General features: G+C 60.8%; 28 protein-coding genes. 12 read left to right on the top strand and 16 right to left on the bottom strand.

Translation table 11 applies throughout. The features are described 5' to 3' along the window. Positions 1–32 precede the first annotated feature (32 nt). Positions 33–515, bottom strand: coding sequence for a UPF0262 family protein (locus VJS46_RS12820; RefSeq protein WP_324060449.1), 483 nt, complete (start codon positions 513–515; stop codon positions 33–35). A 193-nt stretch (positions 516–708) separates the two neighbouring features. On the opposite strand from VJS46_RS12820, the gene VJS46_RS12815 reads away from it, so the two are divergent. The 6 genes from VJS46_RS12815 (at position 709) to rsfS (ending at position 8,020) form a co-directional block, all read left to right on the top strand. Then, complete coding sequence (locus VJS46_RS12815; RefSeq protein WP_324060448.1) at positions 709–2,223, top strand: glucan biosynthesis protein; 1,515 nt, start codon at positions 709–711, stop codon at positions 2,221–2,223. After that, positions 2,204–4,255 (top strand): glucans biosynthesis glucosyltransferase MdoH, encoded by a 2,052-nt coding sequence (gene mdoH / locus VJS46_RS12810; RefSeq protein WP_324060447.1) that lies wholly within the window; start codon positions 2,204–2,206, stop codon positions 4,253–4,255. The genes VJS46_RS12815 and mdoH overlap by 20 nt, the downstream gene beginning before the upstream one ends. Positions 4,256–4,370: 115 nt before the next feature. After that, positions 4,371–5,879, top strand: coding sequence for a replicative DNA helicase (locus VJS46_RS12805; protein WP_324060446.1), 1,509 nt, complete (start codon positions 4,371–4,373; stop codon positions 5,877–5,879). Between the two features lie 204 nt (positions 5,880–6,083). After that, a complete protein-coding gene (locus VJS46_RS12800) occupies positions 6,084–6,896 on the top strand; it encodes a DUF2189 domain-containing protein (protein ID WP_324060445.1) in 813 nt (270 codons plus the stop codon). Between the two features lie 84 nt (positions 6,897–6,980). Beyond that, the gene (locus tag VJS46_RS12795; RefSeq protein ID WP_324060444.1) at positions 6,981–7,643 is read left to right on the top strand and encodes a nicotinate-nucleotide adenylyltransferase; all 663 of its coding nucleotides are present in this window, start codon (positions 6,981–6,983) and stop codon (positions 7,641–7,643) included. Further along, a complete protein-coding gene (rsfS, locus tag VJS46_RS12790) occupies positions 7,628–8,020 on the top strand; it encodes a ribosome silencing factor (protein ID WP_324060443.1) in 393 nt (130 codons plus the stop codon). The genes VJS46_RS12795 and rsfS overlap by 16 nt, the downstream gene beginning before the upstream one ends. Positions 8,021–8,207: 187 nt before the next feature. Here the strand turns inward: rsfS and VJS46_RS12785 are convergent, their stop codons facing one another. Next, positions 8,208–9,500, bottom strand: coding sequence for a hemolysin family protein (locus tag VJS46_RS12785; RefSeq protein WP_324060442.1), 1,293 nt, complete (start codon positions 9,498–9,500; stop codon positions 8,208–8,210). A 143-nt stretch (positions 9,501–9,643) separates the two neighbouring features. Between VJS46_RS12785 and VJS46_RS12780 the strand changes: the two genes are divergently transcribed. Beyond that, positions 9,644–10,327 carry an OmpA family protein gene (locus VJS46_RS12780; RefSeq protein WP_324060441.1) on the top strand — a complete coding sequence of 228 codons (684 nt, stop codon included), beginning with the start codon at positions 9,644–9,646 and terminating at the stop codon, positions 10,325–10,327. A 69-nt stretch (positions 10,328–10,396) separates the two neighbouring features. Here the strand turns inward: VJS46_RS12780 and VJS46_RS12775 are convergent, their stop codons facing one another. From VJS46_RS12775 to VJS46_RS12745, 7 genes are all read right to left on the bottom strand, one after another. After that, positions 10,397–11,020 (bottom strand): MarC family protein, encoded by a 624-nt coding sequence (locus tag VJS46_RS12775; RefSeq protein ID WP_324060468.1) that lies wholly within the window; start codon positions 11,018–11,020, stop codon positions 10,397–10,399. 109 nt (positions 11,021–11,129) lie between these two features. Beyond that, on the bottom strand, positions 11,130–12,023 hold the full coding sequence (folD, locus tag VJS46_RS12770) for a bifunctional methylenetetrahydrofolate dehydrogenase/methenyltetrahydrofolate cyclohydrolase FolD (RefSeq protein WP_324060440.1): 894 nt from the start codon (positions 12,021–12,023) through the stop codon (positions 11,130–11,132). Beyond that, positions 12,020–12,337, bottom strand: coding sequence for a DUF167 family protein (locus tag VJS46_RS12765; RefSeq protein ID WP_324060439.1), 318 nt, complete (start codon positions 12,335–12,337; stop codon positions 12,020–12,022). The genes folD and VJS46_RS12765 overlap by 4 nt, the downstream gene beginning before the upstream one ends. Positions 12,338–12,340: 3 nt before the next feature. Then, a complete protein-coding gene (locus VJS46_RS12760; protein ID WP_324060438.1) occupies positions 12,341–12,634 on the bottom strand; it encodes a YggT family protein in 294 nt (97 codons plus the stop codon). A gap of 54 nt (positions 12,635–12,688) precedes the next feature. Continuing rightward, entirely contained in the window at positions 12,689–13,591 is a 903-nt protein-coding gene (gene argB / locus VJS46_RS12755; protein ID WP_324060437.1) for an acetylglutamate kinase, read from the bottom strand. 145 nt (positions 13,592–13,736) lie between these two features. After that, entirely contained in the window at positions 13,737–14,084 is a 348-nt protein-coding gene (locus VJS46_RS12750; RefSeq protein ID WP_324060436.1) for an energy transducer TonB, read from the bottom strand. A gap of 109 nt (positions 14,085–14,193) precedes the next feature. Beyond that, entirely contained in the window at positions 14,194–16,026 is a 1,833-nt protein-coding gene (locus VJS46_RS12745; protein WP_324060435.1) for a methyl-accepting chemotaxis protein, read from the bottom strand. 300 nt (positions 16,027–16,326) lie between these two features. On the opposite strand from VJS46_RS12745, the gene VJS46_RS12740 reads away from it, so the two are divergent. Then, positions 16,327–17,379 (top strand): sigma-54 dependent transcriptional regulator, encoded by a 1,053-nt coding sequence (locus VJS46_RS12740; protein WP_324060434.1) that lies wholly within the window; start codon positions 16,327–16,329, stop codon positions 17,377–17,379. A gap of 201 nt (positions 17,380–17,580) precedes the next feature. On the opposite strand, the gene VJS46_RS12735 is transcribed toward VJS46_RS12740, so the two are convergent. Next, positions 17,581–18,000, bottom strand: coding sequence for an EVE domain-containing protein (locus VJS46_RS12735; RefSeq protein WP_324060433.1), 420 nt, complete (start codon positions 17,998–18,000; stop codon positions 17,581–17,583). Positions 18,001–18,081: 81 nt separating this feature from the next. Here VJS46_RS12735 and VJS46_RS12730 point away from each other — a divergent pair, with 81 nt between their 5' ends. Beyond that, positions 18,082–19,026 (top strand): isopenicillin N synthase family dioxygenase, encoded by a 945-nt coding sequence (locus VJS46_RS12730; RefSeq protein WP_324060432.1) that lies wholly within the window; start codon positions 18,082–18,084, stop codon positions 19,024–19,026. A 25-nt stretch (positions 19,027–19,051) separates the two neighbouring features. Here the strand turns inward: VJS46_RS12730 and VJS46_RS12725 are convergent, their stop codons facing one another. Then, positions 19,052–19,474 (bottom strand): response regulator, encoded by a 423-nt coding sequence (locus tag VJS46_RS12725; RefSeq protein WP_324060431.1) that lies wholly within the window; start codon positions 19,472–19,474, stop codon positions 19,052–19,054. A 204-nt stretch (positions 19,475–19,678) separates the two neighbouring features. Here VJS46_RS12725 and VJS46_RS12720 point away from each other — a divergent pair, with 204 nt between their 5' ends. Further along, the gene (locus VJS46_RS12720) at positions 19,679–20,578 is read left to right on the top strand and encodes a CHAD domain-containing protein (RefSeq protein ID WP_324060430.1); all 900 of its coding nucleotides are present in this window, start codon (positions 19,679–19,681) and stop codon (positions 20,576–20,578) included. A gap of 3 nt (positions 20,579–20,581) precedes the next feature. Next, on the top strand, positions 20,582–21,052 hold the full coding sequence (locus VJS46_RS12715) for a CYTH domain-containing protein (protein ID WP_324060429.1): 471 nt from the start codon (positions 20,582–20,584) through the stop codon (positions 21,050–21,052). Here the strand turns inward: VJS46_RS12715 and VJS46_RS12710 are convergent. The 5 genes from VJS46_RS12710 to argH are packed head-to-tail and all read right to left on the bottom strand — an operon-like array spanning position 21,049 to position 25,418. After that, a complete protein-coding gene (locus VJS46_RS12710) occupies positions 21,049–21,618 on the bottom strand; it encodes a TMEM165/GDT1 family protein (RefSeq protein WP_324060428.1) in 570 nt (189 codons plus the stop codon). The genes VJS46_RS12715 and VJS46_RS12710 overlap by 4 nt on opposite strands. Further along, the gene (locus VJS46_RS12705) at positions 21,618–22,412 is read right to left on the bottom strand and encodes a precorrin-2 dehydrogenase/sirohydrochlorin ferrochelatase family protein (protein WP_324060427.1); all 795 of its coding nucleotides are present in this window, start codon (positions 22,410–22,412) and stop codon (positions 21,618–21,620) included. The genes VJS46_RS12710 and VJS46_RS12705 overlap by 1 nt, the downstream gene beginning before the upstream one ends. A gap of 1 nt (position 22,413) precedes the next feature. Continuing rightward, positions 22,414–23,676: a diaminopimelate decarboxylase gene (lysA, locus tag VJS46_RS12700; protein WP_324060426.1), complete on the bottom strand. Its 1,263-nt coding sequence runs from the start codon at positions 23,674–23,676 to the stop codon at positions 22,414–22,416. Between the two features lie 27 nt (positions 23,677–23,703). Next, positions 23,704–24,045: a hypothetical protein gene (locus VJS46_RS12695; RefSeq protein ID WP_324060425.1), complete on the bottom strand. Its 342-nt coding sequence runs from the start codon at positions 24,043–24,045 to the stop codon at positions 23,704–23,706. Beyond that, the gene (gene argH, locus VJS46_RS12690) at positions 24,042–25,418 is read right to left on the bottom strand and encodes an argininosuccinate lyase (RefSeq protein ID WP_324060424.1); all 1,377 of its coding nucleotides are present in this window, start codon (positions 25,416–25,418) and stop codon (positions 24,042–24,044) included. Before argH ends, VJS46_RS12695 begins: the two co-directional genes overlap by 4 nt. A gap of 19 nt (positions 25,419–25,437) precedes the next feature. Here argH and VJS46_RS12685 point away from each other — a divergent pair, with 19 nt between their 5' ends. Beyond that, complete coding sequence (locus VJS46_RS12685) at positions 25,438–26,019, top strand: TlpA disulfide reductase family protein (RefSeq protein ID WP_324060423.1); 582 nt, start codon at positions 25,438–25,440, stop codon at positions 26,017–26,019. The last annotated feature ends 44 nt before the right edge of the window (positions 26,020–26,063 follow it).

Below are 26,063 nucleotides of genomic sequence, written 5' to 3'. Positions count from 1 at the left end.
AACCGTCTTTTCCATGTCCTGCGCGCCATGGGTCAGCCCTTGATGTGCAGCACGCAGATGAGCGTGAACAGCCGCCGTGCCGTGTCGAAATCAACGTCGATCTTGCCCTCGAGCCGCTCCATCAGCACTTCGGCCGCCTGATTGTGAATGCCGCGGCGCGCCATGTCGACGGTCTCGATCTGCTGTGGCGTTGCCTGGCGAATGGCTTGGTAATAACTGTCGCAAATGGCGAAATAGTCCTTGATGGGCCGGCGGAAGCGGCCAAGGCCAAGGATCACCGATTCCAGATAATCGCCATTTTCCCGCGAGATGTCGATGGCCAGCCGGCCCTCCTCCACGCGCAGGCACACGCGATAGGGGCCATTATAGCCGTCAGTATGCTCCCGCTGCGGGGCGAAATGATTTTCCTCCAATATGTCGAAAATCGCGATCCGCCGCTCCTGCTCGACATCGGCATTGCGCCATATGATGGTCTGCTCGTCGAGCGATATGTCTATGATGCGAGGATCGGCCATGCGCTTCCTCCACTACGAGGCGCGCGGGGGTAAGATCAACGGATAAAAGCGTAAAGAGGGTGACGGCTTCGACAGGCGCAGCCCGAGCGGGATTGATGTTGTCCTTGACAGCCATTCCGATTGATGGACCCTTTCGCTCTTGTAATAGTTATGAACCTTCTGCCCATGTGGGGGCCAGACGAAGAGGATGGGAATGACGACACGGCGCGAAGCGATTTTCGGGCTGGCAGGGCTATGGGCGCTTTATCCGGATTTGGCCTTGGCGAAGACGAAGGACGAAAAGCCCTTTTCCTGGGCTTGGCTGCAGGATCAGGCGCTGGCGCTTTCACGCCAATCATGGCGAGCGCCGCCCAAGCCTTCTCCCGCTCTCGACCGGCTGACCTATGACGCCATGCAGCAGGTTGAGTACCGGCCCGAAAAGACCCTGTGGGGCGAGCGCGATGACGCCTTTGGCGTGCGCTTTTTCCCGCTGACAGGCATGGCGAGGCGCGCGGTGTCGATCAGCATAGTCGAAAACGGCATGGCGCGTCCCTTTGCCTATAGCCCCTCGCTCTATCGCTTCCCGGCGCGTCATGCCATGGGCGCACTCGGCAAGAACGGCGGATTTTCAGGTTTCCGATTCATGAACAAGGGCGGGCGGGGCGACTGGCTGGCCTTTCAGGGAGCATCCTATTTCCGCTCGGCGGGGCCACTGCACCAATATGGCCTCTCGGCGCGGGGGCTGGCCATCAACACCGGTCTGCCGGAACCAGAGGAGTTTCCCGAGTTCACCCATTTCTGGCTGGAACATAGCGACGCGGGGGTGACGGTCTATGCCCTGCTCGACGGGCCATCAGTCACTGGCGCCCACCGTCTGGTGAACAGGCTTCTTCCCGATCAGATGCTCCAGGATGTGAGCATGACCCTGCATCTCCGCAAAAGCGTGGAACGGCTCGGGATCGCGCCTCTGACCAGCATGTTCTGGTATGATGAGGGGCACAGGGCAAAGGCCCGTGACTGGCGGCCGGAAATCCACGACTCCGACGGGCTCGCCATCCGAACCGGCACCGGCGAACGCATCTGGCGGCCGCTCAATAACCCGCCAAGGGCGCAGATGAACAGTTTTGCGGACAATGGACCCAAGGGCTTTGGCCTGCTGCAGCGCGACCGCGCTTTCGATCACTATCAGGATGATGCGGTCTTCTATGAAAAGCGGCCCAACCTCTGGATCGAGCCCTTGGGAGAGTGGGGTGCTGGTGCCGTCATGTTGTACGAGATTCCGACGACCAGCGAATATGAAGACAATATAGTCGCCTTCTGGACACCCGCTGCGGCCGCCACGGCAGGCGCGCGCTATTCCTTTGACTATCGGATGCACTGGATCGGCAATGAACCCGAGGCCATGGCGGTCGCGCGGACCGTGGACTGCTGGACCGGGCAGGGGGGACAGCCCGGACAGCCGCCAAGCGAAGGGGTGACGAAGATCGTTGCCGATTTCGCGGGCGAGAGATTCGAGGGTCTCACCTACAAAAATCCGGTCAAGCCGGTCGTTTCGGTGCGTAATGGAAAACTGCTCAATTCTGGAACCTATCCGGTGGATGGCACACGCAACCGCTGGCGGCTTATCCTCGATATTGAACGCGGGAACGACGAACCGACCGATATCCGCGCTTTCCTGAGTCTGAATAGAGAGGCACTGACGGAAACATTTGTTTACCAGCTTTATTAACAACCCCGCAGTCCGTCGCGGAACGTCTCGGCTTTTCGGCGATCGGGGCACCGGCTCAAGAGAGCCGTGTTTGGGAGAATGCCGCTGGCATGGAAATGCCGACGACAACAGACTGGGCACTGTATTGCTGAACAGATTTACCGCGACATCATTGTTGCAGGCCGCGTGCGCGGATGACATCGCCAAATTGCAGCATGGGGAAGGAGATCTCCCGCCGGAGGCTCCCCTCGTCATGCCCGTGCAATCATTCGAGGAAGCTCCAGAGGTAAAACGTCAGGTTGTGACGTCTCCTACCGGAATGACGGAGCGGCGCCTGCTGCTTGTGCTGGGTAGCCTTGCCGTCGGCCTCCTGGCTGCCAGCGACTTGGCAAGCCCGCTGCGTGAAGACGGAACCTCGCTCATCGATGCGGGGCTTTTTTTACTGTATTTCAGCCTCTTCTGCTGGGTTGCCTTTGGCTTCCTGAGCGCGCTTGCTGGTTTCTGCGTGCTGGCGGGCAGCCGCACGACGATGCTGCTCGAAGAGCCGGAACTGCGCATGCCGCGCAAGCGGACGGCAGTGCTCATTCCGATCTACAATGAAGATGTGGACCAGATTTTCGCCCGTGTGTCGAAAATGACCAGGATGGTGGAAGAGGTCGGAGCCACCGGATTTTTCGATTTCTTCGTGCTGAGCGATTCTCGCGCCGAAATGGAGGCTCGGGAATATGCCGCCTTCCGCCAGGCGAAGAGCGGGAGCACTGTTCCCATCTATTACCGCCGCCGTCCCAAGAACCTGGCTCGCAAACCCGGCAACATCGCCGAATGGCTGGGCCGCTTCGGCGGGGCCTATGAATATATGATCGTGCTGGACGCCGACAGCCTGATGAGCGGCAAGGCGCTGGTGCAGCTCGCCAGCGCCATGGATCGTGCGCCGTCCGTCGGTCTTATCCAGACGGTCCCGACGGTGATCAATGCCCGTACGCTGTTCGCTCGCTGGCAGCAATTTTGCGGCGCCGCTTATGGCCCAGTTGCAGGGGCCGGCCTTGCCTGGTGGTCGGGTTCGGAAGGAACCTTCTGGGGCCATAATGCGATCATCCGTGTTCAGGCTTTCGCAGAAAGCTGCGGCTTGCCGGAGCTTTCAGGACGCGAGCCCTTTGGCGGCCACATCCTTAGTCACGACATTGTCGAAGCGGCGCTGCTGCGGCGGCGGGGCTGGGCGGTGCATATGGTGGAACTGCCCGAAGGCAGCCATGAAGAATTTCCGCCCACGCTCACCGATTTCGCCATCCGCGACAGGCGCTGGTGCCAGGGCAATCTGCAGCATGTGCGCCTGTTGAACGGGGCCGGGCTGCACTGGGTCAGCCGCTTTCAGATGCTGATGGGCGCCTCGGCCTATCTTGCCTCACCGCTCTGGCTGGTGCTGATGGCGGCGACGCTGCTGCATCCGCTCATTTTCGCCAACTCGCCGCTTGGTTCGCCACCGTCGACCTGGCTCGTCGGACTGACCGTGCTGCTGCTGGTGGGACCCAAGCTGATGTCCTTTGCCTGGCTGTGCATGGACCGCAGGCGGCAATTTGCGCTGGGCGGCCTGGGGCGCGTTGCGCGGACGATGGCTGTGGAAATTCCCCTGTCCATCCTGATCGCACCGGTCACAATGCTTGCGCAGACCATCGCTGTGATTGGTATTCTGCGCGGCCGCCCAAGCGCCTGGAATCCGCAGCGGCGCGAAGCCGATGGGATCCCGCTCCACCAGGCCGTTGAGGATTACCGGGCGCATCTTTTCCTGGCCGTTCCGTTCATTGCCGGAATCATGGTTGGACCGGGCGTGATGATCTGGCTGCTTCCCGTTGCGGTCAGCCTGCTGCTGACCCCATTCATCGTAGCCGCCACGTCGCGTTGCGACGTAGGCGAATGGCTGGCGAGGCGAGGCATCTTCCGCATGCCGGAGGATGAAGAGCGGCTGCCTCCCCTGGACGGAGAGCGACGGCAGCAGCAGCCTTACTCGCCGGTGCGGCCCGCGGCCCTAAGTCTCGGGAAATGTGCGTTTACCTGACACAGCGTATTGGCTGGACGTCATCAACAAACCGTCCACCGGTTTTCCACAGGCTAGCCCACAGCGAAAAATTCGGCCCTCTTGTCTACCCGGAAATATGGGTAGATGAGGGGGCATGGCCGAGAACATAAGACTGGTTGCACCGCCCGATGCGGGGGAAAAGAGCCTGCCGCGCAATGTCGAGGCAGAAGCAGCGCTGCTCGGCGCGCTGATGATCGACAACCGAATCGCCGAAGACGTGCAGTTGAAGCTGCGTTCGGAGCATTTTTTCGAGCCGGTCCATGGGCGCGTTTACGACGCCATATTGAAATTGCTCGACAGGAATATGGTGGCCAATCCGGTCACGCTGAAGCCCCTGCTGGAAGCGGACGAGGCGCTGAAGGAGTTGGGCGGTCCGGCCTATCTGGCGCAGCTTACCGGCAATGGCGCGGCGCTGATCGGGGCAAGGGATTTTGCGACCCAGATCTATGATCTGGCGTTGCTTCGCGAACTTGTCGGCGTTGGGCGCGATCTTGTGGAGAAGGCGCTCGACACCAGCGAAGATGTGGACCCGCTGGGGCAGATCGAGGCGGCGGAGGTAGCACTTTACCGCGTGTCTGAAGGCGAAGGGGAGGGGGGCAGCGTCAAAAGCTTCCTTCAGGCCAGTACAATGGCGGTGCAAGTGGCCGAACGCGCCTTCTCAAGCGGGGGGCACCTGTCGGGTATCACCACCGGGCTTACCGGCCTCAACGAGAAGATCGGCGGCCTTCATAATAGCGATCTCATGATTCTCGCGGGCCGGCCGGGCATGGGCAAGACCTCGCTTGCCACTAACATCGCCTATAATGCCGCCATCCGTTACGTCCGCGACAAGGAGGACGGAATCGACGACGCCAAGAATATGGGAGCGCCGGTTGCTTTCTTCAGCCTGGAAATGTCGGCCGATCAGCTCGCCACCCGTATTCTTGCCGAACAGTCTGGGATCAGCGGCGAAGCGCTGCGCATGGGCAAGATCAGCAGGGCGGATTTCCAGAATCTTTCGCGCGCCGCGCGCGAACTGCAGAACCTGCCGCTGTACATCGACGATACGCCGGGCCTCACCATCGCTGCGCTCCGCACCCGTGCGAGGCGGCTGAAGCGCCGGCACAATGTCGGTTTCATCGTGGTTGACTATCTGCAACTGCTGCAGGGCTCTTCGCGCGGCGGCGATAATCGTGTGCAGGAAATCTCCGAAATCAGCCGCGGATTGAAGACGCTGGCGAAGGAGCTGAATGTTCCTGTATTGGCGCTATCGCAGCTCAGCCGCGCGGTCGAGCAGCGCGAGGACAAGAAGCCGCAACTTTCGGACCTCCGCGAGTCAGGCTCGATCGAGCAGGACGCCGACATGGTGCTGTTCGTCTTTCGCGAAGATTATTATGTCGCCGCCCGCGAACCGCGCAGGCCGATGGACGGGGATGATGCCAAGATTTTCGACGACCACGCAAAATGGGCGATGGAGATGGAGCGGGTCTTTGGTCTCGCGGAGCTCATCGTCGCCAAACAGCGTCACGGCGCCACCGGCAAGGTCAAGCTGCGCTTCGACGCGAAGATCACCAAGTTCAGCGACCATGTGGAAGAAGGCTATGGCGCGCTGAGCTATGATTGACGGGGAGTCGCCTTTTTTCCAGCCGCCGCATATCTCCAGCAACCCCATTGCCCCATCGACTTGCCGGGCGTAGGATGCCCGCGCCGGCTGTTCATGGGTAATGGTTCGGATAAGACGCCCGCCAAAGGCGAAGGGCGCGGATATGGCACGCCGGCTTGCAGGCGGTCTGTGAATGGGCCGCACTCAGCATGCGAGAGGTGACATATGATCAGTACCCATCATGCGCATATGGACAGGGGCATTCCGGAAACCCGGATACGAAAATTGACCTTCGATGATTTGCGGATCTCGCTTCGGCAGGGTTGGGAAGACTTCCTCGACAAGCGAGGCGATCTGGTCTTTGTCGGCTTCATCTATCCGATCGTCGGTTTCTTTGCGATTGCGATTGCGCGGAACTGGGCGCTTTTGCCGATCATCTTTCCGCTGGTTGCGGGCCTTACGCTGATGGGACCGGCGGTTGCCAGCGGCTTCTACGAACTGGCGCGGCGGCGTGAGCGGCATATGAACGCCAGTTGGCGGCATTTCTTCCTTGAATTCAAGAGCCCGGCGATGCCGTCCATAGCGGCGCTGACTGCGGTGCAGTTCGGTATCTATGTCCTCTGGCTTGCGGCCGCCTGGGCCGTCTATGCGGCCACTCTTGGGCCGGTTCAACCCGCAGCCTGGACGATCTTTCCCGATTCTTTGGGGCAGTTCCTGAGCAATGTGTTCACGACGCCGGAAGGATGGGCGATGATCATCGTCGGTAATTTGGTCGGCTTCATGTTCGCCGTCGTCGTGCTGGCGATCAGCGTCGTGTCTTTCCCGATGCTGATCGACCGCAAGGCGGATGTGCCAGAGGCGGTGCGGACGTCCGTCCGCGTCACCTTGCACAATCCCGGAGTGATCCTCGCCTGGGGCTTTATCGTCGCCTTTCTGCTGGTGCTGGGCTCGCTTCCCTTCTTCATCGGCCTTGCGGTGGTGCTGCCGGTCTTGGGCTATGCCACATGGCACCTCTATACGCGCGCTGTCGAGCGGTGAGGCGTTGGTCCGGGCGCGCTTCCCTGCGCGTCCGGACATTAATCATTATTGTAACCAAGGGCTTCAACCGCGATAGACGGTTGCATGCAGAGTTCCACAACCGGCCTTCTCGGTGGCTCCTTCAATCCCGCGCATGCAGGGCATCGGGCCATTTCGCTTTTTGCGATGAAGGCGCTTGGCCTCGATGAGATGTGGTGGCTTGTATCGCCGGGCAACCCGCTGAAGGGCGAAAGCGGAATGGCGCCGCTTTCCGCGCGGCTGGCTTCGGCCGAGCGTCAGGCGAGGCGCAGCCGTATCAGGCCTACCGCCATAGAGCAGCGGCTTGGCACCCGCTACACCGCCGATACGGTGAAAAAGCTAGTGCGCCGCTACCCCAAGCGGCGCTTTATCTGGATCATGGGGGCGGACAATCTGTTGCAATTCCATCAATGGAGGCGCTGGCGGGACATATCGCGGACGATCCCGATTGCAGTCATTGCCCGTCCGGGTTATGATCACGCTGCCCATGCGGCTGTCGCAATGGGCTGGCTGCGGCGCTTCGTCCGGCCCGCCAGCCACAAGACTCGATGGACGGATTGGAGACCGCCGGCGCTTGTGCTTTTGCGCTTTCGCCCAGATCCAAGATCGGCAACCCTGCTGCGGCAGGCTAACCCAAATTGGCATCTCGACATGAACGGCCGCGTGCAGCGCGACCGCGTGACGCGTTTCCTGGTAAAGGCAAAGGAGGTAAATTGCCAAAACCCTTAGCAGCCAACGACGCGGCCAGTGATGCCGCTTCTGTTGAAGCCCTGCACCAGTTGGTGCTCCAGTCGCTTGACGACGATCAGGCGCAGGAAACCGTATCCATCCCGCTTCAAGGCAAGAGCAGCATCGCCGACCATATGGTGATCGCATCGGGCCGTTCGACCCGTCAGGTTGCCTCCATGGCGCAAAAGCTCGCCGAGCGCATCAAGCATCAAGCTGGCCGCAATGTCCGTATCGAGGGCTTGCCGGCGGCTGACTGGGTGCTGATCGACGCGGGCGACGTGATTGTCCACCTCTTCCGCCCGGAAGTGCGCAGCTTTTATAATCTGGAGCGCATGTGGGGGTTTTCGGATACGCCCGCCCTGGTTGAGGCACGGTAAGTTCAAGGGTGCTCCCGCCTGGGGCGGGAGCGCTTGGTCGCAGGCTTTTTGGGGGAGAGTGGCGTTTGTGCGCTCTCTGTCGTTCCTGCGCAGGCGGGAACCGCTATCCTTGGGGACTGCGCCGGTTGAAGAATCGGGGTCCCTGCTTTCGCAGGGACGACGGGTATTCCCCGTTCACCAGGAACGGTTATTCCTCGCTCACCAACAGTTTGTCGATCTTGCGGCCGTCCATGTCGACAATCTCGAAGCGCCAGCCCTGATCGTGGAAATATTCTCCGACCTGCGGCAAATGTTTGAGCACCCACAGGGCATGGCCCGCGACGGTTGCATAGTCCCGATGCTCAGGCAGGGTGATGCCGAGGCGCTCGGCAAGGGCGTCAGCGGGCATCTGGCCTGAGACCAGCATGCTGCCGTCCTCCCGTTCCACCAACGCAGGGTCAGAACCGATATCCTGATCGGATGCGAATTCGCCCGCGATCGCGGTGAGGAGATCGGTGGGTGTTACGATCCCCTCAAAATGACCATATTCGTCATGGACCAGCAGCATCGGCACCTCGGCCTTCCGAAGATGATCGAGCGCGTCCATTGCGTCGAGCTGGTCCGGTACCACCTCTGCGCGGCGCATCAATTGCCGCAGGTCGAGATTCTCCCCACGGAATTGCGCGGAGACGATGTCGCGGGCTTGCACCACGCCGATGATATCCTCTACCGAACCTTCTGCGACCGGAAGCCTGGTATGAGGGCTTTCCAGCAGCCTTGAGCGGATTGCCTGGGCGTCGGCATCGGCGTCTATCCAGTCGACTTCGGTACGCGGAGTCATGACTTCGCGGACTGGCCGGTCGGCGAGACGAACCACGCCGGAAATAATCGCTCGCTCGCTTTCCTCGATGACACCGACCTTGCTCGCCTCGGCTACGATGAGGTGAAGTTCCTCCGCCGTCACATGGCTTCGTGATTCGCGGTTCATGCCAAGCAGGCGGAAAATGAGTGCGCTGCTGCCGTCCAGAATCCACACCAGCGGGGCGGTGATCCGTGCGAGCCAAAGCATGGGAGCGGCCATGACCACGGCGATCCGTTCAGGCGCACGGAGCGCGAACTGCTTTGGCACGAGCTCGCCGACGATGAGCGAGAAATAGGTGACAAGCGTGATGACCAGCGCAAAGCCTACGGTCTGGGCGGTGTCGGGTTCGAGGCCTAGCAATGCTAGGCGTTCGGCGACCGGACGGCCAAGGCTGGCGCCGGAATAGGCACCGGCGAGGATGCCGATGAGGGTGATGCCGATCTGCACGGTGGAAAGGAACCTGCCCGGATCGGCGGCGAGATCCAGTGCTGTCCTTGCGCCCCTTTTCCCTGTTTTCTCCAGCGACTGAAGCCGTGGCCTGCGGGCCGATACGATGGCAAGCTCCGACATGGCGAAGAGGCCGTTGAGCGCGATCAGCGCCAGGATGATCGCAACGTCGATCCACGGAAATGGGGTCATGATCGGGCCTTATTGGCGATTTTCTTTCAATTTCACAACAAGCCTCTCATCCTCCATTCAATTCGGATGTGGAACTAACGGCTTTGCAGGACCGTTGCCTGCACGTCCCTCCAAAAAAGGGAACGCTGAAAAAGGAGCATAGAATGCTTATTCGTCACAAGATCTTAGGTGCGGCGGCCCTCGGCGCGATAGTGCTGACTGGTGCCTGCACCACCAATCCGGAGACCGGCAACAAGCGCATTTCCCGTGCCGCAATCGGCGGGGTCGCTGGCGCTGTCGGCGGTTATTTCCTGGGCGATCTGATTGGCGGCAAGCGGGATCGTACCGAAAAGATCGTGGGCGCCGGCATTGGCGCCGTCGCTGGCGCGGGCATTGGCGCTTATATGGATGCGCAGGAAAAGAAATTGCGCGAGGAAACGGCTGGAACCGGCGTGGACGTGATCCGTGAAGGCGATAATCTCATGCTGCGCATGCCGTCAGGCATCACCTTTGCCTATGACCGTGCCGACGTCCAGCCGCAGTTCCAGCCAGTGCTGAACGATGTCGCGAAGGTGCTGAAAGATTATCCCAGCACCTATATCGACGTATATGGCCACACTGACAGCGATGGATCGGATACCTATAATCAGGGCCTTAGCGAGCGCCGTGCCCAATCGGTGGCAAATTATCTTGGCCTGCAGGGTGTCCAGTCGGCACGCATGGCGACGCGCGGCTTTGGTGAGGTCCAGCCGATCGCCAGCAACGCGACAGCCGATGGCAAGGCCCAGAACCGCCGTGTCGAGATAAAGATCGTGCCAGTGACGCAAGGCGACGTCGCGGCTTCCTGAACCTCTTTTCTCCCTCCCCTTTGGCGGGGAGGGGGAAAACCCTTACAGAACCATAGGCAATTGGCGGCGCTACAAGCCAAAGCTCACCTTCACGCCGTCGATCACGAACTGGGTGGCAAGCGCTGCGAGCAGTACGCCCAGCAGCCGGGTGATCACTGCTTCGATCTTCTGTCCCAGGACACGCATCAGCGGCCCGGCCGCCAGGAGGGACAAAAGCATCAGGAGCAGCACGCAGGCCATCGCGGCCAGCACCACCAATGTTTCCTGAATGCCCTCGCTGCGCGCCATCATCAGCATCACGCTGGCGATGGAGCCCGGACCCGCAATCATCGGCATGGCCATGGGAAAGATGGAAACATCCTCCACCTCGGGCGTGTCGATGATCCTCTGCGCGCGATCTTCCCTTCGCTGGGTGCGTTTCTCGAACACCATATCGAGGGCGATCAGGAACAGCATGACGCCACCAGCGATCCGGAAGCTGTTGAGACTTATCCCCAACGTCCGGAGCAGGTCTTCGCCAATGAGCGCGAAGGCGAGCAAAATGACTGTGGCGATGCCCGCGGCACGCAAGGCCATTGTCCGGCGCTGAGCCGGTGACGCACCGCTCGTCAGGCTGGCATAAATGGGCGCGCAGCCCGGCGGGTCGATCACTACGAAGAAGGTGACGAAGGCAGAGATGAAGAGCTCAAGCAGCTTGATTTCTCCTCATGCGGAGTGGTCGTGTTGGTAAAAAGGGCAAGAAAGATGGTCGTCGCTCCTGCCTTGGCAGGGGCGGAGGAACTTCACCCTTCCCAATATCCCTTCACACCCCTTCAGGCGCCGGCAGCCCTGCGCGCTGCGAGGCCGCGACCAATGTATTGCGCAAAAGGACGGCAATCGTCATCGGGCCCACGCCGCCAGGGACGGGGGTGATGGCGCGAACATGGCTTAGGGCCTCGGATGTGGCGACATCGCCGACAAGGCTGGTTTTTCCTTCTTCTGGGTCGGTGACCCGATTGATGCCGACGTCAATGACAACCGCGTCGGGCTTGATCCAGTCGCCTTTGATCATCTCCGGCCGGCCAACGGCCGCCACCACGATGTCGGCGCGGTGGACCACCGAAGCGAGGTCGCGGGTGCGGCTGTGCGCCAGGGTGACCGTGCAGTTTTCCTTGAGCAGGAGCTGCGCCATGGGCTTTCCCACGATATTGGAGCGGCCGACCACCACAGCCTCCAAACCGTCAAGGTCGCCAAGTTCATCCTTCAGCAACATGAGGCAGCCGAGCGGCGTGCAGGGGACGAGTGCCTCTTCACCAATGGCCAGCTTCCCGGAATTGACGACATGGAAGCCGTCCACATCCTTGGCGGGATCAATGGCCGCAATGACGGCCTTGTCGTCGATATGCCCCGGCAAGGGCAATTGCACCAATATCCCGTCGACGCGATCGTCGCCGTTCAACTCGTCCACGAGCTCGAGCAGTTCGTCCTGGCTGATCGTGGCGGGGCGCTTGAATTCGAAGCTTTCCATCCCCGCGGCTGCGGTCGCCTTGCCCTTGCTGCGGACATATACGCTGCTCGCTGGATCTTCACCGACCAGGACCACGGCAAGGCCGGGCTTGCGGCCCGTTTGCCTCGCGAAGCTTTCCACGCCAGTTGCGACCTTTTCCCGCAAGCGCGCGGCAAAAGCCTTTCCGTCAATGATGCGTCCCACTTTCATGTTCCACCTGTCAAATGCTGGAGTCTGGCTATAAGCGGATCGACCTCGACCGCGATGCGGACCCGCTTTAGCCGTGATGTGTCGCCCGTTTCCAGCGAAATCGCCGACACCGGAAGGTTCAATTCTTTTGCAAGCAGCTTGAGGAGGGCGGCATTGGCCTTTCCTTTCTCCGGAACCGCCCGGACATTCGCGCTTAGCCAGGCGGCGCCCCGTGCGTCTTGCCAGACGCCGCCCATCCCATCCCTGGAGGAACGCGGCGTCAACCGGATCGACAGAATCAGGTCCGCGCCATCACGCCGCCAGGGGACGGACAAGGCTCAAGCCACGGAATAGTAGATTTGCGGCAATATGACCTGCTGAAGAATGTAGATCGCAAGCAGGACCACCAATGGTGAAAGATCGAGCGCGCCCAGATCGGGCATGATCCGCCGGATGGGGCGGTAGATGGGCGCTGTTATCTTGTCGAGGGCATAGAGCACGTTCCGGACGAAATCATTATAGGTATTGATGACGTTGAACGCGATCAGCCAGGACAGAATGGCCTGAATGATGATGATCCACCAGATGACGTTGAGCAGGATATTTATGATCTGAATTATCGCGACCAGCATCGATTTCTCCGCTTCAGGGCCTGGACCGGCTGTATTGTACGGGTAAGGCGGTTGTCAAACGCGCACCAGCGTACCTGCGCCGCGCCTGGTGAAGACTTCCAGCAGCATTGCATGGGGAACGCGTCCGTCCAGGATCACTGCCGCGTCGACGCCGCTCTCCACCGCTTGCACGCAGGTTTCAAGCTTGGGGATCATGCCGCCCGAGATGGTGCCGTCCTCGCGAAGCGCGCCAATATCGCTGGGGCAAAGATCCGTCAGAAGATTGCCCTTCTTGTCGAGAACGCCTGGCACATCGGTCAGAAGGAAGAGGCGGGATGCGCCCATCGCTGCGGCCACCGCCCCCGCCATGGTGTCGGCGTTGATGTTGTACGTGTGTCCGTCCTCGCCAATCCCGATCGGCGCGACCACCGGGATCATGCCCGCCGAGCTGATTGTGTCGAGCAGGCTGCGATCGACATGGCTCGGCTCGCCCACGAAGCCCAGGTCGACAATTCGTTCGATATTGCTGTCCGGGTCCTTCTGCGTCCTGCGGACCTTGGTAGCGGTGACAAAACCTCCATCCTTGCCGGAAATGCCCACCGCACGGCCGCCGGCCTGACCGATCCAGCTGACCAGTTCCTTGTTGATGGCGCCCGAGAGCACCATTTCCGCCACCCGTGCGGTCTCGCGATCGGTCACGCGCAGGCCGTCGATGAATTCCGATTCGACATCGAGTTGCTTCAGCATCGCGCCGATCTGCGGTCCGCCGCCATGGACGACGACCGGATTGATCCCCACCGCCTTAAGCAGCACGACATCTTCGGCAAAGTCGCGCGCCAGTTCCGGGTCTCCCATGGCATGGCCGCCATATTTGACCACGAAGGTCTTGCCGGCATAGCGCTGCATATAGGGCAGCGCCTCGGTCAGCGTTTCCGCCTTCGCAAGCAGGGCAGAGTCTGGTGCATGTTTCTGGGTCATTTCGCCTCCCTATCGTGGTCACGCCCAATGGCAAGTGGGGATGTTTGCTACGCTCTCGGAGCAGGTAATCGGGTGCGTTCAGCAAAAAGGAAAACGCGCCCCGTTTCCAGGGCGCGTTTCCATGTTCCGTCGGAAGCGGAAAAACTTACATCAGTTTCCAGGTCAGCGGCAGTACGACCGACGCGGGACCGCCGGCAGGAGCGGGGAATTTGCCGACCTTTGCGGGGAGCGCCAGCGCCTCGCGGTCCAGAACCGAGGAGCCCGAGGGCGCGACCAGTTCGACATTGGCGACCGATCCGTCAGCGCTGACGGTCAGCTTGACCTTCGCCGTGCCTTCATCACCGCGCATCTGGGCAGCGCGAGGATAAGTCTGCTTGGAAGCCACGAGCTTGGCAACGGTGCGCTGCCAATCGGCGCTCTGCGCAAATGCGGGGGTGGAAATGGCGGCAATTCCGGCGGCAGCAATCAGGCTGGCAAAGATTTTCTTGGACATTCGTGACCTCGTCTTCCTTTTTGATGTCCCCGTTTCCCTTTGACGGAGAGCTCTAGTTTTCGTGTAATTAAGATGGGTTATGTGACGTTGGTTAATCCGGCTTGGTTCTTCAGAAATCCTCCCATTCGTCTTCCTGCGTCTTGAGCGCCAGGTTTCCATGTTGCACCGGCATGGCTGCTCTCGCCGCCGGTTTTGGCTGAGGCTGCTCGGATGAGCGGCCCAGTTCGAAGAAGGAAAGCTGCTCGAACAACCGTTCGGTCTCGGCGGACAGGTTGCGGGCGCCGGCGGTGCTTTCCTCCACCATCGCGGCATTTTGCTGCGTCACCGTATCCATCGAAGCGACGGTGGCGCTGATCTCATGAAGGCCGCTCGCCTGCTGCTCGGCAGCCGTCGCGATCTCCTCCATCAGGCCGGAGACATGTGTCACTTCCGCAACAATCTGCTTCAGCGCTTCGCCGGAATTTTCGACGAGCGCCACGCCGTTGGCGACCTGGGCGCCGGAGGTGGCGACCAGCTCCCGGATTTTCGCCGCAGCCTCTGCAGAGCCTTGTGCCAGCAGCCGGACCTCCGCAGCGACCACGCCGAAGCCCGCGCCTGCGTCGCCCGCCCTGGCAGCCTCGACCCCTGCATTGAGCGCCAGCAGGTTGGTCTGGAAGGCCAGGGCGTCGATCGTGGAAATGATGGCGTTCATTTCGTTGCTGGACGCTTCGATATGGCGCATGGCCTCGATGGCATGCTTGGCCGTTGCGTCCACCTGTTCAGCGGACTTGCGGGCATTAGCCACGCGTTCGCTGGTCAGCCGGGCATTGTCGGCGGCGAGCTTGACCGAGGCGGTGAACTGTTCCAGCGTCGTCGAGGTGCGGGCGAGGGATTCAGCCTGACGCTCGGTACGGCGAGAGAGGTCGTCGGACGCCTGGGCAATCTCATTGGTGCCGATGCGGATGGTGTTGCAGCCCTCGACAATTTCGCTCAGCGTTGCGAGCAGGTGGCTTACAGCCTCGTTGAAGTCCACATGGAGCTTGGCAAGCGGACCTGTGGCATCGTCGGAGACCTGGCACGTAAGGTCGCCCTGGGCCAAGGCCGAGAGGCCGGCGCCGATTGCGTCGATGGTTGCCTGGGTCTGGCGGTTGCGCTCCTGCTCGGCTTCAGCGCGCTCCTTGTCGGCCGCGAACAGGGCCTTGAAGCTGTCCAGCGCCTTTGCAAGCTGGCCGATCTCATCGCTCCGCTCCCTACCTGGAACGTCGACATTCAGATCGCCGTCGACGACGCGAGAGATCACCTGGCTCATCCGCTTCAGCGGCTGCGCAATCACGCGCATCATCAGCATGCTGAGCAGGAATGAAAGAATCAACGCCCCGCCCAGCGAAGCAAGAATCATGGTCCGTGACTTTTTGAAGATTGTGTCGCTTTCCGCCGAATTAGCGTCGCCGCCCTTCACATTGAGGTCGACCAACTGGAGGATATCGTCCTCCACCATGTAAAACATGTCGAGCGCCTCGCCCTTGAACAGGCCGGTGGCACCCACGGCGTCTCCGCTGTTGGACATGGCGAGCATCCGGTCGGTAAGCTTGCTATATTCAGCCCAGTTGACGTTCAGATTGGCATAGAGAGCCTTTTGCTCAGGCGTCGCCACATGCGGCTTGTAATCAGTGAGCAGGCCCGAAATGGCAGTGCTGGCGTTCTTCAGCTGAATCTCCGCCTTGCGCATGCTGCCCGGATCGCTGGCCATCACAACGCCGCTCTGCGCAATGCGATATTGGGACGTATAGGCATGCAGATCGCCGATGAGTTGCGTGGCCGGAAGCCAACGGGTGCGCATCTGCGCCGACAACTCATTCACTTCCGCTATCTTGATGACCGCGAAAACGCCTGTTCCGGCGATCATCGCCAGAAGACCGGCAAAGGCCAGTATCATCTTGGCGGATATGCTTAGATTTTTCATTGGGAAAGCCCCTCTTGCCCTTTTCTCCTGGCGGTAGAACGGACGGAGGCGACGGGAATTAAATGATAAAAAGCGGTCGAGGCTGAGCGGTCCGGCCGATCGTTATCAGATCGGTAGATCATCATTTTCGAATATACTAATAACCAAAGTCAATGAGCTTTGAAGCACACTTTTCTTTCGTTCAAAAAGGTGAACGCCGAGAAAGTTATTGCAATTAGGGATTTTTTTGGGAACTTACGCGATGAATATTCGCGTGGGGTGGTATTCAATGCGAATATTCGGGGGGCAACAAATCTTCGCATGACAATAGCTTGGAAACTGGATGCAGTGGCAGGCGCGCCACTGGATCATATTGTGATCGGTGAAAGTGAAGCAATTTGCAGGATCAGGGAACTGATCAGGCAAGTGGCATCCTCCGATGTGTCGGTTATGATCACGGGGCCTTCGGGCAGCGGCAAGGAAATTGTCGCTACCGCGCTTCATCATGAAAGCCAGCGGCACAAGCAGCGGTTCGTCGCTGTCAATTGTGGCGCCATTCCGCGCGATTTGCTGGAATCCGAGCTTTTTGGTCATGAAAAGGGCAGCTTCACCGGCGCCATTGCGCAGCGGCGGGGCCGGTTCGAGGATGCTCACAGGGGTACGCTCTTCCTTGACGAGATCGGTGACATGCCTGCCGACATGCAGGTCAAGCTGCTTCGTGTCCTGGAAACGCGCCAGATTGAGCGGGTGGGCGGCTCAGGCCCGATTGATGTGGACGCCAGAATTATTTCGGCTACGCACCAAAATCTGGAAGAACAGATCGAACGGGGACAGTTCCGGGAGGATTTGTTTTACCGGCTTGGCGTCTTCCCTATCCAGCTCCCGCCGTTGAAGGAGCGCCCCGAAGATATTGCGCCACTGATCAAATTCTTCCTGCGCAAGATGTGCGCGGCCGACACGGTTCTGGGCTTCACTCCAGGGGCCATGGCGCGCCTCTTGACGCATGAATGGCGGGGCAATGTCCGGGAACTCCGCAATGTGGTGGAGCGGGCGATCGTCCTGTTTCCCAATATGCAGATCAACGCGGATCAAGTCGATACGCTCTTCCGCAGGCGCAACAGCAATGCACCCACGACACAGGCGGTGACGGAGCCGTCACGCAGTGGCGCGGCGACTGTCTCTTGTGAAATCGGCGAGGCCGGTTTTGACCTGAAGCAGCATCTGGCCGAGATTGAAAGGCGATATATCGAGGCGGCGCTCGCCAAGGCAGAGGGCGTGATCGCCGATGCGGCCCGTTTGCTCTCCATGCAGCGGACCACCTTCATCGAGAAGATGAAGCGGCTGGAGGTGCAGAAGGAGTTGCGGGCGGCCTGACTGCGGCGAGCGGTTCGGGTTGGAAAAGGGCATCTCCTCTGAACGGATCGCCGTCGTCCCTGCGAAGGCAGGGACCCGCTATTCCTTACCATGCTGAAGAACACCGGGGCTCCTGCCTCGCAGGGACGACGGCTATGTTTTTCTTCCATCAATCACTCCGAAATTGGCATTTCCAGATTTTCGAGGTCGCCAAGCCCCAGCTCAACCCCCCTCCGACATCTCCACGATGCGGTCATATTCGTCAGGGGTCAGCGGAGCGACGGAGAGCCGGCCCTGCCGCAGCATTTTCATTTCGGCGAGGGCAGGATCTGCCTTCATTTCCTTGAGCGAAACACCGCGCGCGAGTTTCTTTTTCGGAGCGACATGCACCGCCACCCAGCGTCCGCTTTCATCGGTGCTGTCGGGCTTGGCTTCCTCCACCACCTCCATGATGCCGACGGCTTCGAGCCCGGTCTGGCTATGGTAGAAAAGAGCTAGATCGCCCCTTTTCATGGCCTTCATATTGCTGGCCGCCTGAAAATTCCGGACGCCATCCCATTCCGCCTTGCCCTGCGCGACAAGGTCTTCCCAGGAAAAGCAATCGGGTTCGGATTTCATCAGCCAATATTGCCGTCCGCTCATGGCGCTTGTCTCCTTTTCGATGGCGGCGACAATCTATCGGCTTATCGTTTAACAGGATAGGGGTTGGCAAAGGGAGCCCATATGCCGTCCACGATTCTCGAACAGGTCCCAGTGCTGTCCATGTCCGGGGGAAGCAGCCCTGCCTTTGCGCAGGCGCTGGGTAGCTCGTTCGAGCGATTCGGCTTTGCCATGGTGCAAGATCATGGCTTGGATTCGGGCCTGGTGGAGCAGGGCTGGGCGCTGGCGAAGGCTTTCTTCGCGCTGCCAGAAGCCGTCAAGCGCCAGTACCATATTCAGGGTGGCGCGGGACAGCGCGGCTATACGCCTTACCGCACCGAAATAGCGAAAGACGCGGCCGAAAATGACCTGAAGGAGTTTTGGCATGTCGGGCGGGACCTGCCGGAAGACCATCCCTTTGCGGATCGGATGCCGGCAAATGTGTGGCCCGCCGAAATTGCGCCTTTCAAGCCATGCTTCCAAAGGCTTTTTGCCGAGTTCGACCGCGTCGGCGGCATGTTGCTTTCGGCGATCGCCCTTCACCTGGGATTGCCGGGCGACTGGTTCGACGATGCCGTGCGGGACGGCAACAGCATTTTGCGGCTGCTTCATTATCCGCCAGTGCCGGCGGACGCGCCGGGAATCCGGGCGGGCGCGCATGAGGATATCAATTTGATCACCCTGCTTCTGGGAGCAGAGGAGGCGGGCCTCGAATTGCTCGACCGGGAAGGGCGTTGGCTCCCCGTCAATCCGCCGGAGGGGGCGCTGGTGGTAAATGTTGGCGACATGCTGCAGCGCCTGACCAATCACCGCTTGCCGTCCACTACGCACCGGGTTTGCAACCCGCCGCCGGAAAGGCGCGGCCATTCGCGCTATTCAATGCCCTTCTTCCTGCATTTAAGGCCGGATTTCCTGATCGGGACGCTCCCGGATTGCGTCGATGAGGCGCATCCGAACCGCTATCCCGAACCCATTATGGCTGATGCCTATCTTATGGAGCGGCTCCGGGAAATCGGCCTTCTCCAATAGACGATCCGTGCTTGCGTTCCGCCGGTCAGACGAGTGCCGGTTCCGCCACTTCCTCACGAATAGCTCTGCCCGTTGCGGCCAGATGGATCATGCGGATCAGGCCCTTGGCGTCGCTGAAGATATGGGACTTGTTGAAGCATGCGGCAGCGCCTCTTTCCAGGCATTCGGCCCGGATCCTTTCGCCGCGCACGGTCAGGCTGGACAGCATGATGACCGGGCGGCGTTTCCTCGCCATGATCCGGTCAAGCAGTTGCAGCCCGTCCATTCCCGGCATCTTGATGTCGAGCGTGATGACGTCGGGATTGGTGATGGCAATCAGCCGTTCAGCTCTTTCGGCGTTGGATGCGATGCCTACAATTTCAAACCGGTGATCCTGCTCAAGGACGCTTTCGATCATCGCCCGGATGGTCACGGAATCATCCACTACCAGTATGCGTGTGCGTTTCATGTCAGCCTCTTCGTGGTCCACCCCAGACGGGGCATGCTGTCTCTCCATGCAAACGGCGAAGAGCGGGTTTGTTTTAATTCGGTCTTCAAAGCCCTCGAAAGCAGCCCATCCAATGCGACTCCCCAATGGCGATTTGCAATGCTATGGTCGCGGCCCGACCAGCATCGGCGTGGGGTACGAGCGATGGACGGCCACAGGACGGATATGTCCTTTCACTTCAAGAAAAGTGACAAGACCGCGCAAGTAGCGGTCCGGCGGGTGGCGCTCGGCCAGATCGACGCTGCCCTGGCGGAGATTGACGGCAAAGAACTGACGCCGGAGCAGATCGTCCACCAGGTGAGGAAACGCTGCAAGAAGTTGCGGGCGCTTATCCAACTGGTGCGGCCGGGCCTGTCCAATCATGCACGGGAAAATGCCGCTTTTCGCGACCTGGCCCGCATGTTGAGCGGTGTTCGCGACCAGGATGTGCTGATCCATAGCTGTGACAGGATCGCCCAGCATTTCGGCAAGGATGCAGACCCGGACATCATGCTTGGCCTGCGTGAACGGCTGGTCGTGGACAAGGAAGAGCGGACGTCCAGCGGCCTTGATGGCAGGCTCGCCGATTTCCGGAACGGCATGGTTCAGGCCCGGGAGCGGGCGCAGATGTGGATCATTGAGGGCGACGGCTTTGCGGCTTTTGCCGGTGGCCTTTGCCAAATGCTGAAGCGCGCCCGTGGCGCCATGGCGCAAGCCCGGCGCGACCCTACACCGGACGCCATGCATGAGTGGCGCAAGCGCGTTAAATATCATGCCTATCAAGCGCGGCTGTTCCGCGAAATCTGGCCCGAGATGATGCAAGTGCACATCTCCGCCCTGTCCGAGCTTGCCGACCTTCTGGGGGAACATCACGACATGGCGGTGTTGCAGCATCGGCTGGCGGAGCGCCCTCACGATTATGGCGGTGCCGAAGCTGTCCGCCATATTTCCGGGCTGGCGCACGAGCTTCAGGAGAATATTGCGGATGCGTCTTTCCATAGCGGTGCCCGGCTGCTTGCGGAGCGGCCGAAAGCACTGGCGCGGCGCTGGGAAAATTATTGGCAATTATGGCGCGGGGAAGAATGACCCGTGGGACAGGAAGTTGAAAGAAAATTTCTGCTAAGCGGCGACGGCTGGCGCGATGAGCCTGGGGAAGAAAAGCAGATCGTCCAAGGTTATATCGCCATTGGCGAAATGGCGCAGGTGCGTGTCCGGATCATCGACGGCAAATCGGCGCTGCTGACGGTCAAGGATCGCAGCACATGCGTCGAACGGCAGGAATATGAATATGCGATCCCGGCGGGTGATGCGCGGGCCATGTTGGACCTTCGAACCGGAAATCTGATCGAAAAGACCCGGAAGAAGATACGGTGCGGCGATCTGGTCTGGGAAGTGGACTGCTTTGGCGGCGGGCTTGCCGGTCTGGTGCTGGCGGAAGTGGAACTCAAAGGCGCGGATGACCAGGTACCGCTCCCCGATTGGGTGGGCCGGGAGGTTACTGGCGATTCCGACTATTACAATGTCACGCTTGCGCTAAACGGCCTGAGCGATCAGCCTTAAACCCAGCCCTGAAGCTCCGCGATCATCCAGAGGCCCAGTCCCAGAAACAGCGCGGCGGCGGCAAGGTGCATCGCACGCATCGGCACGCGCTTCACCAATGCTTCGCCCAGAAGCACCGCCGGAACATTGGCGATCATCATGCCCAAAGTCGTGCCGATGGTGACCCAGCCCACAGTACCGAACTGGGCGCCAAGGGCTATGGTGGCGATCTGTGTCTTGTCGCCGATCTCGACAAGAAAGAAGGCGATCAGCGTTGTCAGAAAGGCGCCGAAGCGGGCAGGTTTTGCCTTATAATCGTCCATCTTGTCAGGGATCAGCGTCCAGGCGGCCATGGCGATGAAGCCCGCAGCGACAGCATAGCGGAACGCAGGGCTATCCAGCAGGCTGGCAATCTGCTGCCCCGCCAGCGCCGCCAGGAAATGATTGGCGAGCGTCGCGGCCAGGATGCCAAGAGCGATGGGCATGGGCTTGCGGAAGCGACTGGCCAGCAGGATCGCGAGAAGCTGAGTCTTGTCGCCCATTTCGGCAAGCGCGACAATGAAGGTGGAAGTAAGGAATGCGTCCATCAGCGCCCGTTAGCGCTCGCCTCGCAATTCCGCCAGATCAGAAAAAGCGACAGGCCGGGGGGCGAATGAGAGGGCGGGGCCGTCACCTCGATCCGGGCGGCGTCGGCGCGTGCCCGGTCAAGAATGACGGCCGGGGTGCCGGGCAAGTGGTAAATCGTATCGGCCATGCCGAGGAGTCTGGCGGCGCGTAATGTGAGATCGTCGGGATCGGGTGAGGAGAGTTCGATCTCAATCAACTGATCGGTAGTATCTGGCTGCTCCTGGTTGAGCCATCGTTCCACGGCATCCAGTTCGCTTGGCGCCAATGGATCGAGCGGTCCGCCTTCGCTTAGCGCAAAATCGATAGCGCGGCGCCTTTGCGCTGCATCGGGCCAGCGCGTTTTCATGGCAGCGCGCGCCTTTGCGAGCCCCTGGGCCAATGAACCGAGCCCCGGCGGCAGCAAGGCTTCCAGCCGCTGCCGGATGGTCTTCGCAAGGCCCGCTGAAGCGCCGCCAGTGCCAATGGCGATCAGCACGGGATCGCGGTCGACGATGGCGGGCAGAATGAAGTCGCACTGGTCCGGACGGTCGACGGCATTGACGAGCATGCCGCGCGCCTTGAGCCTGTGAATTGCCGCCAGCGCTTCAACCTCGTCGCTGATTGCCACAATGGCCAGTTGCGCTTCGCTTGCCTCGCCAACGATCCGCGCGCCCGCACGTTTCAGGAGGCGGGCCTTGGCCTTCGCTGTTTCGCCTTCGCCCAGCAGGATGACGGGCCGGTCCTTGAGGCGAAGGAACAGCGGAAGGCTGTGCATATCATTTCGCCCAATCGGGAATGTCGTCGCCCTCGATCAGCGCTTCGATCGGAGGGCGCTTCCTGACCACTGCCCATTTGTCGCCGGAGACCAGCACTTCAGGTGTCAGTGCGCGGCTGTTATAGGTGTTCGCCATCGTTGCGCCATAGGCTCCGGCGGTCATGAAGGCGACAAGGTCTCCGGCCTGGACTGAGTCCATGTCACGGTTTCGCGCGAATGTGTCGCCGGTTTCGCAGACAGGCCCCACCACCGTCGCCTCCGCACGCTTGCCGCGGGGCTTTACCGCCCGGATGTCATGCCAGGCATCATACAAGCTGGGCCGGAGCAGATCGTTCATGGCAGCGTCCACAATGACGAAGGGCTGGGTTGCACCCTGCTTTATGCGGATGACTTGCGAGAGCAGCGCGCCTGCATTGCCGACGATGACCCGGCCAGGTTCGAAGACGAGGCGCACATTCCAGGCCGCCGTCACCCGCTTGACCATTTCGCCATAGGCCGCGGGGCTGGGAGGAATGGGAAGGGCAGGATCATAGGGTACGCCGAGACCGCCGCCCAGATCCGCCGTGCGGACATTGTGCCCCTCATCGCGCAGCGCCTCGATCAGCGCGCCCACCTTTTTGAAAGCGGCCTCGAGCGGGTCGAGATCGGTCAACTGGCTGCCGATATGGACCGCCACGCCCTGCACATCGAGCCCCGCCAGTTGCGCTGCCCGGTCATAGCTGGCGATCGCCCGGTCATAGGGAATGCCGAACTTGTTCTCCGACTTGCCCGTGGAGATTTTCTCGTGCGTCCCTGCGTCCACATCCGGGTTGATCCGGTAGGCGACGGGCGCCACCTTGCCCATGGACAGAGCTATTTCGGAGAGCATCTCTGCCTCCGGTTCGCTTTCCAGATTGAACTGGAAAATACCAAGCTCCAGAGCCAGACGCATTTCCTCGGCGGTCTTGCCGACACCCGAAAAAACCACCTTGGCCGGGTTCATGCCTGCGGCCACGGCCCGGCGCAATTCGCCTCCCGAAACCACGTCGGCGCCGAGGCCGAGCCGCGCCAGCGTAGCCAAGACCGCGCCATTGGGATTGGCCTTTACAGCAAAGGCCACCAGCGGATCCGGCAGGGGATCCAGGGCTTCCCGGAATACGCAAACATGCCGTTCGAGCGTCGCCGTGGAATAGATATAGACAGGCGTGCCGACCGCCTCGGCAATGGCGGACATCGGCACCTGCTCGACATGCATCAGGCCGTCTTGATATTGAAAATGGTCCATCGGGATTCCAGTGAAAATAGCGCCGGATCAGCCCGGCGGCGGCAGGTCGAATTCGTCCTGCTCGCGTTTCTTCGATTGCTTCAATAGCTCATCGCTTCGTCCCGGCCGGGACTGGGGCGAAGACGTCATCAGTTCCTCCGGCGTGGGCGTTTCCTGCGCAGCCAGCGGCTTGGGCGGCAGGCTCTTGCCCTCCGGCGGAGTGAGGGCAGTGCGGCTGCCGCAGGCGGCGAGGGCGAGGGCCAGCAATGGGATAGGCAACCAGCTCAGTTTCCGTTTGGGCTGAGCTTGTCGAAGCCCGTTCCTCCTCTCAAAAAGAGCAATGAAGCCCTTCGACAGGCTCAGGGCGAACGGATAATGACGATTGTTCATTTCCCTGTCCCCAATGCCGCCCTCGCAGCGGCCACCTGTTCAGCCACGCGCTCGGGCGAGGTGCCGCCATGGCTGCGGCGGCTCGCCACGGATGCATCAACGGTCAGCACATCGAATATCCGCGCATCGATACGCGCATCAATGGCCCGCAGCTTTTCGAGCGGAAGCTCGGCCAGCGGCTTGCCCTCGGCTTCGGCCAATTTGACGGCGCGTCCGGTAATATGGTGCGCCTCGCGAAAGGGTATGCCGCCCTCCCGCACCAGCCAATCGGCAAGGTCGGTGGCGGTGGCAAAACCGCTTTCGGCAAGCGCCCGCATCCGGTCTGTGCGGAAAGTCACCTTTTCCACCATGCCCGTCATGGCCGCTATGGAAAGGCCGAGCAGGTCGTGCGCCTCGAACAGCGGTGGCTTGTCGTCCTGCATGTCCTTGGAATAGGCAAGCGGCAAGCCCTTCATCGTGATGACGAGGGCGTTCATGCAGCCGGCAATCCGCCCCGCATGGCCGCGCACCAGTTCCGCGGCGTCGGGGTTGCGTTTCTGGGGCATGATCGAACTGCCCGTCGAATAAGCGTCGGGCAGCGAGACAAAGCCAAAGGGCTGGCTTGCCCAGATGATGAACTCTTCAGCAAGACGCGAAAGGTGAAGGCTGCATTGAGTGGCGGCCATGAGGTAATCGAGCGCGAAATCACGGTCGGATACGCTGTCCAGGCTGTTGTCCGTCGGGCCGTCAAAGCCAAGCGCCGCCGCTGTCGCATGCCGGTCCAGCGGAAAGCCCGTTCCGGCCAGCGCCGCGCTACCCAGGGGGCAGCGATTCATCCGCGCCCGCGCGTCGGCGAAGCGGGACCTGTCGCGGCCGATCATCTCGTAATAAGCCATCAGATGATGGCCGAGCGTCACTGGCTGGGCGGACTGAAGATGGGTGAAGCCCGGCATGACGCTCGCACTTTCCTGCTCGGCGCGGGTGACCAGTGCAACTTGCAGCGCCTTGAGGCCAGCATCGACCATATCCATGGCATCGCGCACCCAAAGGCGGAAATCGGTCGCTACCTGATCATTGCGCGAGCGTGCGGTATGCAGCCGTCCCGCCACAGGGCCGATGATCTCGGCCAGCCGGGATTCGACATGCATATGGATGTCTTCAAGGTCCAGATTCTCGGGAACGCCGTCCGCCTCATATTCGACGGCGATCTGGTCGAGACCCTTGGTGATGGTCGCGGCATCCTCCGTCGAGACAATGCCCTGTTTGCCGAGCATGGCGACATGCGCCTTCGATCCGGCGATATCCTGACGCCACAAACGCTTGTCGAATGGGATGGAGGCATTTATCTCGCGCATCACCGAAGCCGGGCCCTCAGCGAAGCGCCCGCCCCACATGCTGTTGGAGCCTGCCGTCGTGCGATCCGTAATTGCCTGTCTCCTGCTTTCGACCCTGTCCTTCGCGCTCGTGGCCTGCGATAGGCAATCGGGCGGCAAGGAGCAAGAGAATGCCGCTCAAATCGGCGAAAAGGGACAGGGGACTGAACCGGGCTTCAATTTCAGGATCGACAAAAGTCATGCGGGGGAGGCAGCGCCAGGCTTCAGCTTTGAGGGACCGGATGGCCAGGATGTGACGCTGGCGGACTTTGCGGGCAAGCCCTTGCTGGTCAATCTCTGGGCGACTTGGTGCGGACCTTGCGTCATCGAAATGCCCGCCCTCGATGCGCTGGCGGTGGAGCGCAACGGGAAGTTGCAGGTGGTCGTGATCTCACAGGACACCACCGGCCGGGAAAAGGTCGATCCCTTCTTCAAACAGCGCAAATTCACTGCATTGCAGCCCTATCTCGACCCGGAAAATCAGTTCGGTTTCCATTATGGGTCCGGCCTGCTGCCGACGACGGTGATTTACGATGCGGAGGGCAAGGAAGTGGTACGGGTGCTGGGCGCCATGGACTGGCGCGGCAAGGAAGCGGCTGGGCTGATTGCCGGGGCGATGTAGGGGGGCGGGCGTCAGAACAGGTCTTTTGGTTTTGATATTTACCC

This window comes from Rhizorhapis sp., from assembly GCF_035276005.1.
GTDB lineage: Bacteria > Pseudomonadota > Alphaproteobacteria > Sphingomonadales > Sphingomonadaceae > Rhizorhapis.
Note: the sequence above shows the minus strand (reverse complement) of the source record. Positions and strands in the feature narration are given on the sequence as shown.

What these genes read in the sequence shown, in the direction of transcription:
- VJS46_RS12740 (WP_324060434.1), top strand. Translation starts at nt 16,327, where the DNA reads ATGACAATAGCTTGGAAACTGGATGCAGTGGCAGGCGCGCCACTGGAT.
- lysA (WP_324060426.1), bottom strand. Translation starts at nt 23,676, where the DNA reads ATGGACCATTTTCAATATCAAGACGGCCTGATGCATGTCGAGCAGGTG.
- VJS46_RS12780 (WP_324060441.1), top strand. Translation starts at nt 9,644, where the DNA reads ATGCTTATTCGTCACAAGATCTTAGGTGCGGCGGCCCTCGGCGCGATA.
- VJS46_RS12750 (WP_324060436.1), bottom strand. Translation starts at nt 14,084, where the DNA reads ATGTCCAAGAAAATCTTTGCCAGCCTGATTGCTGCCGCCGGAATTGCC.
- VJS46_RS12815 (WP_324060448.1), top strand. Translation starts at nt 709, where the DNA reads ATGACGACACGGCGCGAAGCGATTTTCGGGCTGGCAGGGCTATGGGCG.
- VJS46_RS12735 (WP_324060433.1), bottom strand. Translation starts at nt 18,000, where the DNA reads ATGAGCGGACGGCAATATTGGCTGATGAAATCCGAACCCGATTGCTTT.
- VJS46_RS12795 (WP_324060444.1), top strand. Translation starts at nt 6,981, where the DNA reads ATGCAGAGTTCCACAACCGGCCTTCTCGGTGGCTCCTTCAATCCCGCG.
- VJS46_RS12705 (WP_324060427.1), bottom strand. Translation starts at nt 22,412, where the DNA reads ATGCACAGCCTTCCGCTGTTCCTTCGCCTCAAGGACCGGCCCGTCATC.
- VJS46_RS12785 (WP_324060442.1), bottom strand. Translation starts at nt 9,500, where the DNA reads ATGACCCCATTTCCGTGGATCGACGTTGCGATCATCCTGGCGCTGATC.
- VJS46_RS12820 (WP_324060449.1), bottom strand. Translation starts at nt 515, where the DNA reads ATGGCCGATCCTCGCATCATAGACATATCGCTCGACGAGCAGACCATC.
- VJS46_RS12760 (WP_324060438.1), bottom strand. Translation starts at nt 12,634, where the DNA reads ATGCTGGTCGCGATAATTCAGATCATAAATATCCTGCTCAACGTCATC.
- VJS46_RS12720 (WP_324060430.1), top strand. Translation starts at nt 19,679, where the DNA reads ATGTCCTTTCACTTCAAGAAAAGTGACAAGACCGCGCAAGTAGCGGTC.
- VJS46_RS12730 (WP_324060432.1), top strand. Translation starts at nt 18,082, where the DNA reads ATGCCGTCCACGATTCTCGAACAGGTCCCAGTGCTGTCCATGTCCGGG.
- argB (WP_324060437.1), bottom strand. Translation starts at nt 13,591, where the DNA reads ATGACCCAGAAACATGCACCAGACTCTGCCCTGCTTGCGAAGGCGGAA.
- VJS46_RS12710 (WP_324060428.1), bottom strand. Translation starts at nt 21,618, where the DNA reads ATGGACGCATTCCTTACTTCCACCTTCATTGTCGCGCTTGCCGAAATG.
- folD (WP_324060440.1), bottom strand. Translation starts at nt 12,023, where the DNA reads ATGAAAGTGGGACGCATCATTGACGGAAAGGCTTTTGCCGCGCGCTTG.
- VJS46_RS12725 (WP_324060431.1), bottom strand. Translation starts at nt 19,474, where the DNA reads ATGAAACGCACACGCATACTGGTAGTGGATGATTCCGTGACCATCCGG.
- VJS46_RS12745 (WP_324060435.1), bottom strand. Translation starts at nt 16,026, where the DNA reads ATGAAAAATCTAAGCATATCCGCCAAGATGATACTGGCCTTTGCCGGT.
- argH (WP_324060424.1), bottom strand. Translation starts at nt 25,418, where the DNA reads ATGTGGGGCGGGCGCTTCGCTGAGGGCCCGGCTTCGGTGATGCGCGAG.
- VJS46_RS12805 (WP_324060446.1), top strand. Translation starts at nt 4,371, where the DNA reads ATGGCCGAGAACATAAGACTGGTTGCACCGCCCGATGCGGGGGAAAAG.
- VJS46_RS12800 (WP_324060445.1), top strand. Translation starts at nt 6,084, where the DNA reads ATGATCAGTACCCATCATGCGCATATGGACAGGGGCATTCCGGAAACC.
- VJS46_RS12695 (WP_324060425.1), bottom strand. Translation starts at nt 24,045, where the DNA reads ATGAACAATCGTCATTATCCGTTCGCCCTGAGCCTGTCGAAGGGCTTC.